Consider the following 3,272-nt stretch of genomic DNA (forward strand, 5'->3'; position numbering starts at 1 on the left):
GGTTGGGGCTGAGGACTTCCCAGAAGAGTATCAATCACACGTTCCACCCATTCGCGGATCTTTTCGAGAACTTTTTCTACCCAATCCATCCGACCTGCCTCGTAGGAGTTACAGAGCCATCAACGGAGCTTGACCAATGGATCTCCATGATAGCGCTTTTTCCCGACAAGCGTGGAAATGCCATCGGACTAGTAAAGGAGGCTCAGGAGCACGATATCCACGACCAGGAGGGCACCTGCAAAGGCCAGCAGGCTGCGCACAATTTGACGCTCTTGTTTGGAGCGATGGGATCCGCCAAGGCGGAGCCAGCGGAGGGAGTTGGGGAGGCGGTACAGCATAGCAACAGTCGATGGGATCCTAACTTAGGAGCGCCAATGCCCCAAGGTGATCATGCCCCATTCTGTGAGCTTCGGATCCCGGCGGACTTCCCCACGCTAGGGGGGAATACCAGCGTGGCTATGGGGACCAATTCCTTTTAGAGTGGGGGTTAGGCCATTTTTGTTGTCGATGACCACTCCTCTAACTCAAGCCGAAACCGTTTTTCAGCGTTGCTGGGATCACTGGCAAGCTCTGGCCAGCCGTCAGGATCTGCAGCCGGAGTTCAAAGCTTTATCCACTCTGCGCAAGCGTCTTGTCACTCGGGTGTTTTCCATTGCGGTGTTTGGTCTGGTCAACCGCGGCAAGTCGGCTGTCTTGAACGCCCTGACCGGCGAGGCCCGCTTGGAGGTAGGGCCCCTCAACGGGGTGACGCAACAGCCGCAATCGCTGCTGTGGCAGCCGGGGCCGGGGATCCCTTGGCAGGTACGGTTCATCGATACGCCCGGCTTGAACGAGATCAACGGAGAAGCCCGCGAACAGTTGGCCTGGAAGGTGGCCCGCGCCGCCGACTTGATCCTGTTTGTCATCGCCGCAGACCTGACCCAGTTGGAGTACCAGGCTCTGTTGGAGCTGCGCACCCTGCACAAGCCCATCCTGCTGGTGTTGAACAAGTGCGATCTCTATTCGGAAGCCGAGTTGCAGGCCATTCGCGCCCAGATCAGCCGCCACTTGGGCTGGGTGTTGCCGCAGGAGATCTTGACGGTGGCCGCCCGTCCCAAGCCCACTAAGGTGCGCACCCACTGGCCAGATGGCCGCATCACCTTGGAATGGGAGCGGCCCGCACCCCAGATCGAGGCCCTGCGAGGGCGCATTGTGGAAATTTTGCAGGCAGAGGCGGGATCCCTCTTGGCCCTCAATGTGCTGAAGCGGCTGGAGCACCTCCAGGCCCAGCTCTGGCAAAAGCAGTGGCAGCACCACGCCCGCTTTGTCGAGCAATGGGGCACGGCCTGCGCCCTCGGCAAGGGGATCGCGGTGGGCTTGGCGCCACTGGGGCTAGATCTGCTGTTGGCGCCGCTACTGGATGGGCTGTGGCTGTTGGGCCTGGGAATGCGGCTGCGCCTGCCCTGGGGATCCTTAGGGGAGGCGCTGGGATCCGCCCAGGAGGGGCTGTGGCGACTGCTGCTGCTCAATGGGGCGCTGCTGCTTTTGGCCGAGGGGGTGAGCTCTTGGCTGTGGGGAGGCTGGAGCAACAGCCTCTTGCCGGGTCTGGTGGCGGGGGCGAGTTTGTACCGCTTGGGATCCCTGGCGCCACGGGTGTTGCTCCGGTTTGCCCCAGAGGGGTTCGGCCTAGGGGCCCTCTTGCGGGATCTCATCAGCAGCCAAGAGCTGGCTGAAAAGGCCTAGGGTTCCTCTTCCCGGCCATCCTGAGCCATTTCGGCGGCGTGGTAGGAGCTGCGCACCAGGGGCCCAGAGCGCACCTGGCGAAACCCCATCTGGAGGGCAATCTGGCCCAGCTCGACAAACTCCTCCGGCGTCCAGTAGCGCTGCACCGGGCGATGGGCCAGGGAAGGCTGCAGATACTGCCCCAGGGTGAGCCGGTCACAGCCTACCGCCAGCAGATCTCGAAAGGTTTCCAGCACTTCTGCGCGGGTCTCGCCGTGCCCCAGCATCAGGCCGGACTTGGTGGGCAGGCCGGGATCCAGCTCCTTCACCGTTCGCAAAACCCGCAACGACAGGTCGTAGCCAGAGCTGCGCCGCACCGCCTGCGACAGCCGGCGCACCGTTTCGATGTTGTGGTTGTAGCAGGTCGGTCGGGCCGCCACCACACGGGCAATGCAGTCGCGCTCCCCGCGAAAATCGGGGGTGAGCACCTCGATCTGGATCCCAGGGCAGCGCCGCCGAATCGCTTCCATCACCTCCACGAAGCGGCCGGATCCCTGGTCGGGCAGGTCGTCGCGAGCTACCGAGGTGAGCACCACATAGCGGAGCCCCAGCAGCTCAACGGCCTCAGCCACCTTTTCCGGCTCCTGCGGATCCAACGGCGCGGGCCGCCCGCTAGCCACCTGACAAAAGGAACAGGCGCGGGTACAGATCCCGCCCATCAGCAGGAAGGTGGCAGTCTTTTGGCTGTAGCATTCGGCCCGATTGGGACAGCGCCCCTCTTCGCAGATGGTGTGCAGGCCCCGCTGCTTGATCACCTGCTGCACTGCCGAGATATCGCTGGCCTTGCCGATAGAGCGCTTGACCCAACTGGGAAGAGAGCTAACAGGCATGGGAGGACGAGAAAGAAGAGATAGCGTCCATTGTGGCATGGACGCCTTCCAGATCGATCGCCCTTGGCCGGAAAAGGGCTAGGCCACCTGAGGAGAGGTTAGCATCTGGTTGACGATGCGCTGCACAATTTGAAAGCCAGTCGCCGCCTGCCAGCCCAGGATCCCCAAAATCACCAAATTCAGCAGGAGGTGGACATTGCGAGCCCAGGCCTTTTGGCCATCCTTCATCAGGGGCGCCAAAGCCGCAGAGCTAGCCACCAAGGCCACAATGCCCAATCCCGCCAGCAAGTGGGGGCCAACAAACAGCTTGCCGTTGTTGAGGTAGGTCACCCCCATGCCGCCCAGGGCCCCGAACACCATCAACAGCAAGAACAGGGATCCCGCAAGAAAGTGCCGCTGGCCAAACTTACCCTTGACGAGTTCTTTGCGCTCTTGTGCAGAAGCAGTGCGCAGCCGTCGCACCTGCAGGCCCAGGTAAAGAGCGTAGAGAGCTAGGGCAAAGGCGAAAATCATCAGCACAGGGTGAAAGAAGGGCAAAGCCAGCTTCAGCCATTGGGGAAGTTGAATGCTGTTCATAGGGATTGCGCAACGAAGAGGAGGCTGCCCCTAAATTAACACAAATTTAAAAAACTTCTGTCGCGGCACGGGCGCGTGTGGACTCCGGGAGTGGGAGCCCTATCT

General features: G+C 61.6%; 4 protein-coding genes. 1 reads left to right on the plus strand and 3 read right to left on the minus strand.

What is annotated here, in order from left to right; all coding sequences use genetic code 11:
- Window positions 1-188: 188 nt before the first annotated feature.
- On the minus strand, window positions 189-338 hold the full coding sequence (locus NW809_RS11465) for a hypothetical protein (protein ID WP_414402188.1): 150 nt from the start codon (window positions 336-338) through the stop codon (window positions 189-191).
- Between the two features lie 169 nt (window positions 339-507).
- Between NW809_RS11465 and NW809_RS11470 the strand changes: the two genes are divergently transcribed.
- Window positions 508-1,722: an Era-like GTP-binding protein gene (locus NW809_RS11470; RefSeq protein ID WP_414402189.1), complete on the plus strand. Its 1,215-nt coding sequence runs from the start codon at window positions 508-510 to the stop codon at window positions 1,720-1,722.
- Here NW809_RS11470 and lipA read toward each other — a convergent pair.
- Together lipA and NW809_RS11480 are read right to left on the minus strand one after the other, a co-directional pair.
- Window positions 1,719-2,591: a lipoyl synthase gene (gene lipA / locus NW809_RS11475; RefSeq protein WP_011429607.1), complete on the minus strand. Its 873-nt coding sequence runs from the start codon at window positions 2,589-2,591 to the stop codon at window positions 1,719-1,721. The genes NW809_RS11470 and lipA overlap by 4 nt on opposite strands.
- A 78-nt stretch (window positions 2,592-2,669) precedes the next feature.
- Entirely contained in the window at window positions 2,670-3,167 is a 498-nt protein-coding gene (locus NW809_RS11480; protein WP_011429606.1) for a DUF4079 domain-containing protein, read from the minus strand.
- Window positions 3,168-3,272: the final 105 nt, after the last annotated feature.

The organism is Synechococcus sp. WC101 (genome assembly GCF_047461555.1).
Classification (GTDB): domain Bacteria; phylum Cyanobacteriota; class Cyanobacteriia; order Thermostichales; family Thermostichaceae; genus Thermostichus.